11 protein-coding genes are annotated in these 13,211 nt (G+C 62.3%); 6 read left to right on the top strand and 5 right to left on the bottom strand.

The features are described from left to right. The first annotated feature begins 76 nt into the window (after window positions 1–76). On the top strand, window positions 77–538 hold the full coding sequence (locus AC20117_RS19305) for a DUF4262 domain-containing protein (RefSeq protein WP_074702197.1): 462 nt from the start codon (window positions 77–79) through the stop codon (window positions 536–538). 75 nt (window positions 539–613) lie between these two features. Here AC20117_RS19305 and AC20117_RS19300 read toward each other — a convergent pair whose 3' ends face one another. From AC20117_RS19300 to AC20117_RS19290, 3 genes are all read right to left on the bottom strand, one after another. After that, a complete protein-coding gene (locus tag AC20117_RS19300; RefSeq protein ID WP_101632649.1) occupies window positions 614–1,243 on the bottom strand; it encodes an MBL fold metallo-hydrolase in 630 nt (209 codons plus the stop codon). Next, entirely contained in the window at window positions 1,240–2,328 is a 1,089-nt protein-coding gene (locus tag AC20117_RS19295; protein WP_074702199.1) for an S-(hydroxymethyl)mycothiol dehydrogenase, read from the bottom strand. The genes AC20117_RS19300 and AC20117_RS19295 overlap by 4 nt, the downstream gene beginning before the upstream one ends. Window positions 2,329–2,574: 246 nt before the next feature. Then, window positions 2,575–2,832 (bottom strand): mycoredoxin, encoded by a 258-nt coding sequence (locus AC20117_RS19290; RefSeq protein ID WP_074703397.1) that lies wholly within the window; start codon window positions 2,830–2,832, stop codon window positions 2,575–2,577. Window positions 2,833–2,926: 94 nt separating this feature from the next. On the opposite strand from AC20117_RS19290, the gene AC20117_RS19285 reads away from it, so the two are divergent. Continuing rightward, window positions 2,927–3,682: an SOS response-associated peptidase gene (locus AC20117_RS19285; protein ID WP_074702200.1), complete on the top strand. Its 756-nt coding sequence runs from the start codon at window positions 2,927–2,929 to the stop codon at window positions 3,680–3,682. Here AC20117_RS19285 and AC20117_RS19280 read toward each other — a convergent pair. Beyond that, window positions 3,679–4,122: a VOC family protein gene (locus AC20117_RS19280; RefSeq protein WP_074702202.1), complete on the bottom strand. Its 444-nt coding sequence runs from the start codon at window positions 4,120–4,122 to the stop codon at window positions 3,679–3,681. The genes AC20117_RS19285 and AC20117_RS19280 overlap by 4 nt on opposite strands. Before the next feature lie 119 nt (window positions 4,123–4,241). Beyond that, on the bottom strand, window positions 4,242–6,425 hold the full coding sequence (locus AC20117_RS19275; protein WP_083339852.1) for an FG-GAP-like repeat-containing protein: 2,184 nt from the start codon (window positions 6,423–6,425) through the stop codon (window positions 4,242–4,244). A 268-nt stretch (window positions 6,426–6,693) separates the two neighbouring features. On the opposite strand from AC20117_RS19275, the gene AC20117_RS19265 reads away from it, so the two are divergent. The 4 genes from AC20117_RS19265 (at window position 6,694) to AC20117_RS19250 (ending at window position 13,203) form a co-directional block, all read left to right on the top strand. Beyond that, entirely contained in the window at window positions 6,694–7,008 is a 315-nt protein-coding gene (locus tag AC20117_RS19265) for a DUF6504 family protein (RefSeq protein ID WP_074702206.1), read from the top strand. 42 nt (window positions 7,009–7,050) lie between these two features. After that, window positions 7,051–10,536, top strand: a complete 3,486-nt coding sequence (locus AC20117_RS19260; protein ID WP_074702208.1) for a DNA polymerase III subunit alpha — start codon at window positions 7,051–7,053, stop codon at window positions 10,534–10,536. Between the two features lie 73 nt (window positions 10,537–10,609). Further along, complete coding sequence (gene thrS, locus AC20117_RS19255; protein ID WP_074702209.1) at window positions 10,610–12,628, top strand: threonine--tRNA ligase; 2,019 nt, start codon at window positions 10,610–10,612, stop codon at window positions 12,626–12,628. Beyond that, window positions 12,625–13,203: an HIT family protein gene (locus AC20117_RS19250; RefSeq protein WP_074702211.1), complete on the top strand. Its 579-nt coding sequence runs from the start codon at window positions 12,625–12,627 to the stop codon at window positions 13,201–13,203. The genes thrS and AC20117_RS19250 overlap by 4 nt, the downstream gene beginning before the upstream one ends. Window positions 13,204–13,211 lie beyond the last annotated feature (8 nt).

Here is a 13,211-nt window from a genome sequence, read left to right as displayed (position 1 = left end):
AACGGCAAATAGTGGGTATTGCCGCCGGGCCGCAGCAGCCAGACTGGTCGCACAGGACACTTCAACAGGAGGCAAAATGTGCGACATCTGCAACGGAATGACGCAGGACGAGGCGCTGGAAAAGACTGTCCGCACGGTAGCCCGGTACGGCTGGCAGCTTGTCATGGTCTCCGGTACAGCGACGGAGCCGGCGTTTGGCTACACGGTCGGCCTGACCGAGCTGCCGCACCCCGAGATTCTGGTCACCGGCCGCTGCCAGGATGACACCGTAGCGCTGATCAACGAACTCGTGCAGATGGTGCGTGGCCATGGGCACACACTGATGGCGGGCATAGTCCTGCCGCTTCAGGCCCGCGATGTCTATCTGGCGCCGGTGGAGCGGCCCGAAGGTGTGGTGCTGACTGCCGTCTCGTTGTACGGCCCGCGGGCAACTGCGCTTCAGGCCGTCTGGGCGGACGACGACGGCTGCTTGCCTTGGGAGCAGGAGGTTCCGGACACTCTTACCCAGCCGCTGTACGGGACACCGCCCGGGCTATAGCCGGCAGGGAACAGCAAACCCGGAGCACCCGCGAGTTTTCCTCGCAAGTACCCCGGGCAGCTTTCCCCGCAGTTGTCAGTGGCCGCGGGCGATCCACTCGTCCAGCTGCGGTGCCTCGGCGCCGATGCTGGTTGAATCGCCGTGTCCGGTGTTCACCTTCGTCTCCGCCGGCAGCGTCAGCAGACGCGACTTGATGGAATCGATGATGGTCTCGAAGCTGGAGTAGCTTCGTCCGGTTGCGCCGGGGCCGCCGTTGAACATGGTGTCGCCGCTGAACAGTACGTTCTCCGACTCCAGATGGAAGCAGACGGATCCGGGGGAGTGGCCCGGAGTGTGCAGCGCTCGCAGTTCCGCCCCGGCTACCTGGAAGGTATCGCCGTCCTTGATCTCATGGTCCGGTGCGGAGTCCGGGAAGATGGCGTCCCACAGCATGCGGTCGGCTGCATGCAGGTAGACCGGTGCCTTCACCAGGTCCCGCACTTCGCCGACGGCACGGATGTGGTCGTCGTGGCCGTGGGTCAGCAGGATGGCTTTGACCGTCCGGCCCTCCACGGCCTGGGCCACGGCTTCCGGGTTGTGCGCCGGATCAATGATGATGGCTTCTTCGGCATTGCCGACGATCCACACATTGTTGTCTACGTCCCAGGTGCCGCCATCCAGCGAAAAGGTCCCGGAGGTGACAAGGTTTTCGATCTTCACGCTCATGCGACCTCGACCACCGAACGCAGCACCTTGCCCTCGTGCATCTTCTCGAAGGCTTCCTCGATCTGGTCCAGGCCGATGCGCTCGGTGACGAAAGCATCGAGGTCCAGGTTGCCCTGCTTGTAGTGGCTGACCAGCATCGGGAAGTCGCGGCTGGGCAGGCAGTCGCCGTACCAGGAGGACTTCAGCGAGCCGCCGCGGCCGAAGACGTCGAGCAGCGGCAGTTCGATCTTCATGTCCGGCGTGGGAACGCCGACCAGGACCACGCGGCCGGCCAGGTCGCGGGCGTAGAACGCCTGCTTGTAGGTCTCCGGGCGGCCAACAGCTTCAATAACGACGTCGGCGCCGTTGCCTCCGGTGAGGGCCTGGATCGCCTCGACCGGATCCTGCTCCTTCGAGTTGACACCATGCGTAGCGCCCAGGGACTTGGCCAGCTCCACTTTGTTGTCGTCGATGTCGACGGCGATGATGGTCGTCGCGCCGGCCAGCTTGGCGCCGGCGATGGCCGCAATGCCCACGCCGCCGCAGCCGATCACGGCCACGGACTCGCCGCGCTTGACCTCACCGGTGTTGATTGCCGCGCCGATGCCGGCCATGACGCCACAGCCGAGCAGGCCCACGGCGGCGGGGTCGACGTCGTCGTCCACCTTGGTGCACTGGCCCGCGGCGACCAGCGTCTTCTCGGCGAAGGCACCGATGCCCAGGGCGGGGGACAGTTCGGTGCCGTCCTCAAGGGTCATCTTCTGGGTGGCGTTGTGGGTGTTGAAGCAGTACTGCGCCTCCCCGCGCTTGCACGCCCGGCATTCGCCGCACACTGCGCGCCAGTTGAGGATAACGCGATCACCCGGGACAAGATCGGTCACATCGGGGCCAACAGCGCTGATTACACCCGTGGCCTCGTGTCCCAGCAGGAACGGGAAATCATCGTTGATGCCGCCCTGCTTGTAGTGCAGATCCGTATGGCAGACGCCGCAGGTGAGGATGTCCACCAGCGCTTCCCCCGGACCCGGATCCGGTACCAGAATGGTTTCGATGGATACCGGGGCATTCTTTTCTTTGGCAATTACTGCCCGAACTTTATGAACCATGCCTGGGTCGTTCCTTTCCGCGGAGTCATCAGGTCGGCCGGTCGGCCGTATCACCATCATCTTAGGCAGCCATGTAGGGCCGATCACAATTACCAAAACGATTGTTATGGAAACTGCGGCCGCTGTCTACCTTCCACGCCCATGACCAATCGGAATGCGGTCTTCGCCGCACCCCAGCCGTTAAGTAACAAACCGCGCCGGAGCGTCATCTGCGCTCCGGCGCGGTCTGCGGAAAGTTCTGCCGGATCAGGCCGCGAGGCGTTCCTGTACTTCGGCGAGTGAGGGGTTGGTTGCACTGCTGCCATCGGGGAAGAGCACGGTCGGCACCGTCTGGTTGCCCTCGTTGATCTGTTCCACCAGCTCCGCGGTGCCCGGCACGTTCTCGATGTTGATCTCCGTGTAGCCGATGCCCTTCGCATCCAGCTGTGTCTTCAGCCGGCGGCAGTAGCCGCACCAGGATGTGGAGAACATGGTGATGGTGCCGGCTTCCGGGGTGTATTCCAAGGTGACTCCTTCGCAGAACTGCATTTAAAGGTACAAACGGCGGCGGGGCCGCAAACATTCCCGCCGCCTGTGCGCACGATGGCAGACTGGAGAGATGTGCGGACGATACGTCATGGCAAGGGCCGTCGGTGACCTGATGATGGAATGCGGCGCCGAAGTTCCGGGGGACTTCGGCCTCAAGGAGTCCTACAATGTGGCGCCCACGGACGACGTGCCTATCGTCTTGGAGCGGCTGATCGACGGCGTCGTCCGCCGTCAGCTGCATATCGCTCGCTGGGGCCTGGTGCCGCGCTGGGCTAAGGAGATCTCCGTCGGCTCACGTTCCTTCAACGCCAGGATTGAATCCGCCGCGGATAAACCGACCTTCCAGGATTCCGTCCATACCCGCCGCTGCGCGGTCCCGGTGGATGGCTACTACGAGTGGAAGAAGTTCGGTGCCAAGACCAAGCAGCCCTATTTCGTGCACCGCCGGGATAACGCGCCGATCTTCTTCGCCGGACTGTACGGCTGGTGGAAGGATCCGTCCAAGGCCCGGGACGCCGAAGACGCATGGCTGCTCTCCACGACCGTGCTGACAGCGCCGTCGCCATCGGCAGACAGCGGCTCGCCGGTCCTGCGGGAGCTGTCGCGGCTGCATGACAGGTACCCGATTCCGATGGACACGGACACCATGGCTGCGTGGCTGGATCCCACTGTCAGGGACGGGACGCACCTGCTGGATATGCTCCGGAACAGGGCGTACGACGCCGCCACTGACTGGACGCTGGAACCGGTAGGTTCCGCTGTGGGCAACGTCCGTAACAATTCGCCCGAACTGATCGTCCCGCAACCCTCGCTGCTGGATGGTTAGCCTGCGGCACCCAAGTGGACGGCGCCGTCGTCGTCGATCCTGAATCCCGGGTTGTAGACGATGTCCCAGCGGTAGCCGTCAGGATCGGCGAAGCAGCCGCTGTAACCGCCCCACGGCTGGTTACGTGCCGCCGAAACAAGGGTGGCGCCGGCGGCGAGCGCCTGCGCGATGACATCATCCACGTCGTCACGGCTAGCGACGTTCTGGCCCAGCGAGACCGGGATGGCCGGCCCGTCGTCGTTATGGCCAACGTCGCCGTATTCGCCGCGCATGCTTTCCACGTTCCAGAGCCCCAGCATCTGGCCGTGGGCAATCTGGACGAAGAAGATTTCGCCTTCTTGCTCGAACAACGGTTCCCAGCCCAGGCCGTCAATATAGAAGCGGCGGGAAGCGGCAACGTCCCGCACTCCGAGGGTCAGGGCGGTGACATGTGGTCTCATGCCTCAATAGTCTCCGGGCGTGAGGCGGACGGCAAGGAGCCCGGCCGGATCCGGCAACCGCTTCTGCGGTGCTCGGAACCCGGCCGGGCTCCTGTCCTTGGGTTACTCCTGTCCCTGAATTACTGGGCGATCATGGTGAAGATGTTGAACCCATGCCCAATCTGGATACGGGAGCCCAGGCCGCTGCCGTTGCCCGGGTAGAGCCAGAGCCGGCCGTCCGTGTGACGGGCGATCACATCATTGTTGGCGCCCGTATCGAACGCGCCCGGTCCAACCAGCGAGGTCATGGAGTTCCAGCCGCTTGAACCGATCATGGCCCGTGCACTGAAGCCACCGGTTCCGTTGCCCTTGTACAGGTAGAGCCGGCCGTTGCTGTCCCGTGCGATCATGTCGTTCGTGGTGCCTGCATCGAAGGTTCCGACGCCGGCGAGTTCGGTCATGGCGTTCCAGCCGCTGGCACCGGCCACAGACTTGGTATTGAAGCCGCCGCTGCCGTTGTTCGGGTAGAGCCACAACTTGCCGGCGCTGTCACGAGCGAGCAGATCAGGAGCGGTGTCGCCATTGAAGTCGCCCGGAACGACGAGCTCCGACATCGAGTTCCAGCCACTTGCACCGATCAGAGTGCGGCCCGAAAGCCGGCCGTCGCCTGCGCCTGCGTACAGCCACAGCCTGCCGGAGGTGTCGCTGGCAATCAGGTCCGACCTGGTGTCGCCATTGAAGTCACCTGGCATCAGCAGCGAGGTCATGGCGTTCCATCCGCTGTTGCCAATATTGACGCGCGGATTGAGACGGCCATTATTCGTGCCCGGGTAGAACCAGAGCTTGCCATCGCTGGTGCGGCCGATGTAGTCCGGGTTCGTGTCGCCGTTCATGTCCTTCTGGATGCCGGTTCCCATGGGGCCTGCCGTGGTGCCGATTCCCCAGCCATGAGCGGCTGGCGTCCCGACGTTACCGGCCATATCAACGGCGCGGACGTTGAACGTGTACACCCCGTTCACCTGGGCGTCGTACGTCTTGCCCGAAGCGCAGTTTGCCTCCCAGACATCGTTGGATGGCAGCAGTCGGCAATCGTAGGAGCTGTTGGTCTCGTTGCTGCCGAAGTTGAACGACGGCGTCGTATCTGCGGAGGGATTGGACGGCACCGGTGCGGAAATGGTGGCCGTCGGAGCAACGGTGTCTACCGTGATGGTCACCGGGGTCGACGTCAGGAACTCCGGTGCTGCCGGATCCGTGGCGAACGCCGGGTTGGCGATACGTGCCCGGATCCGGTGGACGCCGTCGCTCAACGGGGTGGTCAGCGCGAGGCTGTAGCTGCTGCCTGTGCTGGCAGCGGAAACAGCAGGTGTGGCCGCGTCGTCGACAATCAGATCCACTGTGCCGCTGGTATTGGCAGGGAGGCTGCCGGCAAACGTCGGTGTGGCGACATTAGTGGTGTTGTCCGTGGCGGACCGCCCGCTGTCACTGGCGGATGCCAGATCCGGCGTGCTGGGTGCCCCGTCGACTTCCTCGGAAATGACGCCTTGGATGCCGAAGGTGTCAACCGTGAGGGTGTTTACCCCCGGGCCTCCGGCGTTAGGCCCGGTCACCTGCACGAAGTTGTTGCCGGACGGTGCGCCTGTAACGGGGGCGGGAATGGCGGGATCTCCGAGCCGCCCTGCGGGTGCATTGATCTGGCGGAGGAAGGTCGCGGTAGTGCCTAGCTGGTAATCGCCGAGGAAGGCGGCACCGACGGAATCCCAGTTGCATGGACCGCCGGCTTCAGGGTCGCAACCTTCATCGATGGTTTGTTCGATGATGCCTACGCCGTCCTCATCAACCGCTTCAAAGGTGTGGACGCCGTAGGGGTGGGTAATGGTGTATTGCGCGCCGATAACGAGGTTTTCGAGGCGGAACCGGAGCCGGGCAAAGCCCATTTGGTCCCCGTCAACGACTACCTCATTGGCGTGCGCGCCCTCGAGGGCAGCTTCGTACAGGCCGAGGTTTCCGCCGCTCGCCTCCGCGTGGAACCAGAAGGCTTCGTCGGGGAAGTTGTCCGGGTAGGAAGCGGGACCGGAGTTCGGCGGAGTGGAGACGCAACCGTCTTCCGCCGTATAGCAGTACTTGAGTTTGACGGTTCCGTCGGAGTACCAGGTGGGGTACCCGTGCTGCGGGTCCACCTCGCCCCTTCCCGCGAGTTCGGCGTGCGCCGGTATCGCGGCAAGCGGGGTGAAGGCAGCCGCCAGCATGGCGGCAGCCGTCAGGGAAGTGACAATACGTTTCCGGGTCGGGCTGGGTTGTAACTCTGCCCTGGGTGCGAGTGACATGCTGGGCTCCTTGTGAGGTGTCCCCCTCGGACACCATTACTTCTAGATGTTGCTGATAGCGCGGGATGCGCTGGAACAACTGTGGACTTCGGTTATTGGATAAATCTTGGGGTGCCCGCACATTTTGTCGGTGGTGGTTTGTAAGCTCGCCTTTGAATCGAATACGTATTCGAATAGAATGAAGAGGTCAACCATTTCGACGGGCGTGTCGGCAGGAGCATGCATCGAAGTGTTTGGCCCGTATTTCCAGAAGAAAGGTGACTGGAACATGGGTGTTTTCAGCGAATCAGTAGAAGTTGTTTGTTCTCCTGCCGGCCAGCCGATCAGATTGCGATGGCAGAACCGGACCTGGCACATCGCAGCGGAACCGGTGCGTTGGTATGAGCGGCGAAAATGGTGGGCCGAAGAGCTCCGGGCGGAACGCGGCAGGGGAGCGGGACTGGTGGACCATGAAATCTGGCGGGTCCAGGCACGGCTGAACAGCCGCTCCGAACTGCGCACGCTTGATCTTTCCCATCAGGCAGATACCGGACGCTGGCGGCTGATCAGGGTCCATGAGGCACTGCAGCGCCTGAGCGCTTAATACGTTCCTGCCCCGTCTCTCTTACTTGTTCATTGGATGATCATGAGCTTTACCCACTTGCATGTTTCATCGGCCTTCAGCGCCCACTATGGCGTGTCCTGGCCGGATGAACTGGTGGCGGCGGCGGCCGACGACGGTGCGGATGCCTTGGCATGCACTGACCGGGATGGACTGTACGGAACGGTCAAACATGTCAAAGCCTGTCTGGCCGCCGGGATTGATCCGATTGTGGGGGTAGACCTCGCCCTCCATGGTTCCCAGGGGCAAAGCACTGGCCGGGTAGTTGTCTTGGCCCACGGCCATAACAACGGCAGGGGCTATCACGCCTTGTGCCGGTTGATCTCGGATGCGCATGAAGGTACAGCCTCCGGCCGCGGGGCCAAGGGCAGGGAGCCGGGTGTGGGCATAGTGCAGATAGCACACCGCGCCACAGGTTCCCCGGAGTCATCTGATGCAGGTTCCCCAGCTGTGCTCACGGTGCTGCTGGGCCCGTATTCTGATGTTGGACAGGCATTGCGGCACCGCCGTTATGCGGAGGCCCGCCGGCTGGCGGGTCGTTGGCGCAGCATCATGCCAGCCGGTTCCCTGGTGCTGGAAGTGGTCAACCACCTCAGTCCGCCCGGCGACAATCTCAGTACGGCCCATGCCGTCAGAATGTTGAAGCTGGCCGCTGACTTGGACTTGCCGGCAGTGCTTACAAACGCGGCGAGATACCGTCAAGTGGATGACGCCGCTACTGCAGACGTACTGGACTCCGTCCGTGCTTTAACCGCGCTCGCAAAGCTGCCGGATCTGCAGCCCAACGGCCAAGGCTGGCTCAAAAGCTCTGCCCAGATGCAGGTCCTGGCGTATGAAACCGCGCAGGAGGCAGGTACGGGCCGTGCCGGCGCCGGGGAACTGCTGGCGATGACTGAAACAGTTGCAGATCGCTGTCGGATGGATCCGTACCAGGACATGGGTTACAAGAACCCGGTGGTGCCGGAGGCATCGGTAATCGGGATCGGCCAGGACCCGGTGACAGAACTTATCCAACGTTGCGAAACAGGGATTACCGCCAGGTTCCCCGGCATCAGCGGCAAAGCCGAACATGAGCTGCGGGACCGCCTGGCCCATGAACTGGGTATTATCACCAGACTTGGTTTCGCCTCGTATTTCCTGACCGTGGCCGAGGTATCAAAGATCATCACCGATATGGGGGTCAGGGCATCGGCCCGGGGATCCGGAGCATCGAGCCTGGTGAACTATTTGCTCTACATCAGCCATGTCAACCCGTTGGCGCATGGGCTGATTTTTGAACGGTTCCTCTCCCGCGACCGTTCAACCCTGCCGGATATCGACATTGACGTGGAAAGCGCCGAACGCCATAACGTCTATCGGCAGATCTTCGAACGGTTCGGGGACCGGCGGGTGACTTTGATGAGCATGCAGAACGGCTACCGCGCTCGCGGAGCCGTCCGCGATGCCGGCCTTGCTTTGGGGATGGAAGAGGAGGACATCTCCGGCATCGCCAAACAGCTTTGGCGTTTCTCGGCCCGGAAATTCCGGGAAGCAATGGAAGAGAAGCCCGAACTTCGTGATTTTTCCGCACAGGTAGAGCAGAACAAACAGCTGGATTTGCTGGTGGATGTGACGGAGCGGCTGGATAGGCTGCCGCGGCACATTTCCATGCATCCCTGTGGTGTGATTCTGGGGGATGAATCCCTGCTGGACCGGACACCGGTCCAGCCCAGCGGACTCGGCCTGCCGATGAGCCAGTTCGACAAACACGACATGGACCCGATGGGCATGCTCAAACTCGATGTGCTCGGCGTCCGGATGCAAAGTTCCATGGCCTATGCCGTGAACGAGATTGTCCGCATCCATTCGGGAAAGGCCGCAGTTACCGCTGCCGGAAACCATCCGGTTGACGCCGGCGGCAATGGCCCTGGCTATATCGCCGAGGACGGCCGGATCAATTTGGAAGCAGTTCCGCTCGATGATGAAGAAACCTTTGAACTGATCCGCAGCACCCATACCCTGGGATGTTTCCAGATCGAATCCCCGGGCCAGCGGGAACTGGTGGGCAAAATGGCCCCCCGCAATTTTAACGACTTGATCATAGATATCTCCCTCTTCCGGCCCGGCCCAATGAAATCGGACATGGTCCGCCCCTTCCTGGAACAACGCCATGGATGGGCCCCGGAAAACTACCCGCATGCTGATCTGGAAACTGTGCTTAAAGAAACCCATGGCGTCACGGTTTTTCACGAGCAGGTTTTGCGGACCTTCGATGTTTTTACCGGCTGCGGCCTGGCCAGGGCAGACGAGTTCCGCCGCTTGCTGGGGGACGAGGGGGCGGAACCGACAGTGGAGGAATATTTCCGCCGCCAAGCCATGGAGCGCGGATACTCTATGGACACCATTGACAAGATCTGGAGCACGCTGAAAGCCTTCGGCAGTTTTGGGTTCTGCAAAGCTCACGGGGCTGCTTTTGCCGTGCCCACGTACCAGTCGGCCTGGCTGAAGGCGCACCATCCCGAAGCCTTCCTAGCCGGCCTTTGGGAGCATGACCCGGGAATGTACCCACGTAGATTGCTGGTGGCTGAAGCCCGCCGGATGGGAATCCCCATTCTGCCGTTGGATATCAACCGCAGCGCAGATATGTACAGGGTTGAGCGCATGCCTGCTGCCAACGGTGAGCCGGAAAAACTCGGAATCCGCTTGAGCCTTGCCGGGATCTACGGATTATCAGCTGCAGAGCTGAAACGCATTGTGGCCGGGCAGCCCTATGATTCCTTGGCCGATTTGCGGGCGCGGGCCAAGGTCAGCAGACCTACATTGAAACGGTTGGCCAAACTGGGAGCCTTCGACGAGCTCAACCACCTGGCCGGACGCAAGGGGACCTCCACCCGCGCGGATCTCGTCCATCACCTGGATAAGCCTCCGGTCCGCCCGGTTCCGCGCCGCTACGAACCCATCGACGGCCAGCTCTCATTCCCGCTGGGCGATCTGGAATTGAGCAACCTCAAAACATGCCTGCCGGAACCGACGATGCTGGAAAAGGTCCGCACCGAACTGGACCTGCTGGCCGTGGACGTCAGCGCGCATCTGATGGACAGCTACGCGCCGCTGCTGAAAGAACTGAAGGTAACCGCAGCCAAGGACCTGCTTTCCCTGCGCAACGGAACCCAGGTCCTGGTGGCAGGAATCCGGGTCGCCACCCAAACCCCACCCATGCGCGGAGGCCGCCGTGTGGTGTTCATCAGTGTGGATGACGGCACGGGTTGTGTGGACTGCACTTTCTTCCATGAAGCGCAGGACAAGGCCGGGCCCTTGCTGTTCGGCACCAGGCTGCTGTTAATCCAAGGACTGACGAGGAGGACGGGACCGCGGGGTATGAGTCTGCAAGCCACCGATGCCTGGGATCTTTCCCGTCCGGAGACGCTGCCCCTCGTCCGTCCGGCGGAAACACCGGTGTCTGCCCACGAGCAGCCGCACCTGCAACTCCCGGACCGTGCCATGTTGGTCGGGCTCAATATCAGCGGATAACATCAAAGAGGCTCGTGGCACCCAAAGTATGGTGGCGCGGTACAGGCCTAAATCGAAACATAAGGAGACCTTCGTGTCAGCGCCCCAAAACATGACTCTCATCGTCGACGGCGAAGAGAAACAAGTGAACACGGGCATTACCGGGGCGGAGTTATTCTTCGAGCGCCGCGACGTCGTCGTAATGCGCGTGGACGGGGTGCTCAAAGACCTGGACCAGCCGCTGTCCGAAGACGCCAAGATCGAATCCGTAACCATCGATTCCCCCGACGGGCTGAACGTCCTGCGCCACTCCACTGCCCATGTGATGGCACAGGCCGTGCAGCAGCTCCGCCCGGACGCCAAGCTCGGCATCGGCCCGTACATCACCGACGGCTTTTACTTTGATTTCGACGTCGAGGAACCTTTCACTCCTGATGATCTGAAGACCCTTGAGAAGATGATGCTCAAGATCGTCAACCAGAACCAGAAGTTTGCCCGCCGGGTGGTCACGGAGGACGAAGCCCGGGCTGCCATGGCTGATGAACCTTATAAGCTGATCCTGCTGGACAAGTCAGCCGAAGCCGATGAAGCCGGCGAGGGCGTGAACGTCGAGGTCGGTGCCGGCGAGATCACCATCTACGACAATGTGGACCGCAAGACCGGCGACACCATCTGGTGCGACCTCTGCCGTGGCCCGCACCTTCCCAACACCAAGCTCATCTCGAACGCCTTCGCGCTGACCCGCTCGGCGGCCGCCTATTGGCTGGGCAACGAGAAGAACAAGCAGTTGCAGCGCATCTACGGCACCGCCTGGCCCACCAAGGAGGCGCTGAAGGCCTACCAGGAGCGCCTCGCGGAGGCCGAGCGCCGGGACCACCGCAAGCTGGGTTCGGAGCTTGACTTGTTCTCCTTCCCCGATGAACTCGGTTCAGGGCTGCCGGTGTTCCATCCGAAGGGCGGCATTGTCCGCAAGGCGATGGAAGACTATTCACGCCAGCGGCACACCGAAGCCGGCTACGACTTCGTCTACACCCCGCATATCACCAAGGGGCACCTGTACGAAGTCTCCGGCCACCTGGACTGGTACCGCGACGGCATGTTCCCGCCCATCCACGTGGACGAGACCCGCGACCCCGAAACCAATGAAGTGGTCAAACCCGGCCAGGACTATTACCTGAAGCCGATGAACTGCCCGATGCACAACCTGATCTTCCGCTCACGCGGACGTTCTTACCGCGAGCTGCCGCTGCGGATGTTCGAATTCGGTTCCGTCTACCGCTATGAGAAATCGGGTGTGGTGCATGGGCTGACCCGGGTCCGCGGCATGACCCAGGATGACGCCCACATCTACTGCACCCGCGAGCAGATGAAGGACGAACTGACCAATACCCTGAACTTTGTGCTGGCGCTGCTCAAGGACTACGGGCTGGACGATTTCTATCTGGAACTCTCCACCAAGGATCCCGAGAAGTACGTCGGTGCAGACGAAGTCTGGGATGAAGCTACCCGTACGCTGGCCGAAGTCGCCGAAGCCTCCGGTCTGGAGCTGGTTCCGGATCCGGGCGGAGCTGCGTTCTACGGCCCGAAGATCTCTGTGCAGGCCCGCGACGCGATCGGCCGTACCTGGCAGATGTCCACCATCCAGCTGGACTTCAACCTGCCCGAGCGCTTCGAACTTGAGTACCAGGCAGCCGACGGTTCCCGCCAGCGCCCCGTCATGATCCACCGTGCCCTGTTCGGCTCGGTCGAACGCTTCATGGGCGTGCTCATCGAGCACTATGCCGGTGCCTTCCCGGCCTGGCTCGCACCGGTGCAGGTTGTCGGTATCCCCGTGGCGGAGGCCTTCAACGACTACATGGGCGAGGTCATCGCCAAGCTCAAGGCCGCTGGTATTCGGGCGGAAGCAGATTTCGGTTCGGACCGGTTCCCGAAGAAGATCCGGACCGCCAGCAAGGACAAGATCCCGTTTGTCCTCATCGCCGGCGGTGAAGACGCCGAAGCCGGCGCAGTGTCCTTCCGTTTCCGCGACGGCAGCCAGGACAACGGCGTACCCGTCGACGGCGCCGTGGCCAGGATTGTTGAAGCCGTCCGTAACCGGGATCACCAGCTATGACGGATTCGGCGGGTGTGCCTCACCAGCAGCCTGAAGGCCAGATGACCGACGAGTTCGAGCTGGCCGGGGTTCCGGACGCCTTCCAGCGCCTCTGGACTCCGCACCGCATGGCCTACGTCAAAGGCGGACAGGACCAGTTCAAGGGCAAGGACGAGTGCCCCTTCTGCGTGGCGCCGGGACGTTCCGATGAAGAATCCTTGATCGTGTACCGGGGCAAGTTCAACTACGTTGTGCTGAACCTTTTCCCGTACAACCCCGGCCACTTGCTGATCTGCCCGTACCGCCACGTTCCGGACTACACCGACATCACCGTGGAAGAAACAGCCGAGTTCGCCGAGCTGACCCAGACTGCCATGCGCGTGCTGCGCAAGGTGGCCAATCCAACCGGTTTCAACCTGGGCATGAACCAGGGCGTGACCGGGGGAGCAGGCGTGGCCGCACACCTGCATCAGCACGTTGTGCCGCGCTGGGGCGGGGACGGGAATTTCCTGCCGATCATCGCACAGACGAAGGCCATCACGCAGACCCTGGACGAAGTCCGTCAACAGGTGGCGCAAGCCTGGCCGGCCGGGTAGCGGCACGA

It is taken from the genome of Arthrobacter crystallopoietes, assembly GCF_002849715.1.
GTDB classification, from domain to species: domain Bacteria; phylum Actinomycetota; class Actinomycetes; order Actinomycetales; family Micrococcaceae; genus Crystallibacter; species Crystallibacter crystallopoietes.
This window is presented reverse-complemented; position numbering and strand designations above follow the sequence as displayed.

Coding starts and splice junctions, on each gene's coding strand:
- AC20117_RS19305 (WP_074702197.1), top strand. CDS start 77: ATGTGCGACATCTGCAACGGAATGACGCAGGACGAGGCGCTGGAAAAG.
- AC20117_RS19300 (WP_101632649.1), bottom strand. CDS start 1,243: ATGAGCGTGAAGATCGAAAACCTTGTCACCTCCGGGACCTTTTCGCTG.
- AC20117_RS19295 (WP_074702199.1), bottom strand. CDS start 2,328: ATGGTTCATAAAGTTCGGGCAGTAATTGCCAAAGAAAAGAATGCCCCG.
- AC20117_RS19285 (WP_074702200.1), top strand. CDS start 2,927: ATGTGCGGACGATACGTCATGGCAAGGGCCGTCGGTGACCTGATGATG.
- AC20117_RS19280 (WP_074702202.1), bottom strand. CDS start 4,122: ATGAGACCACATGTCACCGCCCTGACCCTCGGAGTGCGGGACGTTGCC.
- AC20117_RS19275 (WP_083339852.1), bottom strand. CDS start 6,425: ATGTCACTCGCACCCAGGGCAGAGTTACAACCCAGCCCGACCCGGAAA.
- AC20117_RS19265 (WP_074702206.1), top strand. CDS start 6,694: ATGGGTGTTTTCAGCGAATCAGTAGAAGTTGTTTGTTCTCCTGCCGGC.
- AC20117_RS19260 (WP_074702208.1), top strand. CDS start 7,051: ATGAGCTTTACCCACTTGCATGTTTCATCGGCCTTCAGCGCCCACTAT.
- AC20117_RS19250 (WP_074702211.1), top strand. CDS start 12,625: ATGACGGATTCGGCGGGTGTGCCTCACCAGCAGCCTGAAGGCCAGATG.